1 protein-coding gene is annotated in these 973 nt (G+C 72.5%); it reads right to left on the bottom strand.

The features are described from left to right. The coding region (locus DD1DGNOD_RS28740) for an IucA/IucC family protein (protein ID WP_283234653.1) at positions 1-848 on the bottom strand (848 nt) is incomplete at its 3' end. Positions 849-973: the final 125 nt, after the last annotated feature.

Below are 973 nucleotides of genomic sequence, written 5' to 3' on the forward strand. Positions count from 1 at the left end.
ACGCCGTCGCCGGGCGTGTCCGGGTCACCCCCACCGGACGGCCCGGCAGCCGAACCACCGGAGGGCCCGGATGGTCCGGCGGTCGTGAAGCCGGCGGCCGTGAACGTGGCCAGATCCGGATGTACTGCTACCCACAGTAGCCTCAGCGGGTTACGTGCCTCCGGGGCGTAGCGGTCCACGTCGGCGAGGCCGAAGCCCAGCCGTCCCTTGTTCGCGACCATGCACGGATGCCCGGTGGCGAAGCCCTCGAGCTCGGTGTAACTCGCGTCCGCGAGGCTGGTGGCCGACCGGGCGCCGGCGAGCAGGCATATGTCCGCGGCGTGGGTCGCGGTCAGCTCGCGGACGACATCCGCGGTGACGTCGTCCGGCCAGCCGAGTAGGTCCGCGGCGTCCAGGACGAAGCGCACCGGATCATCCGCGGGTGCCGGGCGGTCGCCTGTCCGGCCCGGCTCACCCTCGCGACGCAGCGAGGATGCGTCCAACCACCAGGTGCCGAACGTGCCGCGCCTGGCGGTGAACGTGTAGGCGACCTCACCGCAGGTCAGCCGGTAGTTGGACGGTTCGCCGCGCCCGACGCGTGCCACCGTGGGCGCGGCCGAAGGCAGGTCCGCGGAGTTTGCGGTGTCCGCGGCGGGTTCCGGACGCAGGAGCTCCTCGTAGGAGAACTCCGCGATCAGCTTTGCCAGCAGAGCCCGTCCGGCCGCCCGCCACAGGCGCGGCTGTGGCCAGGACCCCGGATCGGTCGGGGCGTCCGGCGGTTCGGGCACCCCCTGCCTGGACGTTCCCGGTCCAGCCGTCGCGGCAACGATCGCAACGGTCGTGGACACGACTGCACGCAGCCGGCTCATGATCCACCCTCGTCCGTCCACTGCCCACCTCCGCCAGCCGGCGCGGGCACGTTACCGCGCCGCGGGCGCACAGCCGATTCGGCTGCCGAGCCAGTAGCCGAATTGGTAGCCGAATCGGCAGTGCG

The organism is Candidatus Protofrankia californiensis (genome assembly GCF_900634765.1).
Classification (GTDB): Bacteria; Actinomycetota; Actinomycetes; order Frankiales; family Frankiaceae; genus Protofrankia; species Protofrankia californiensis.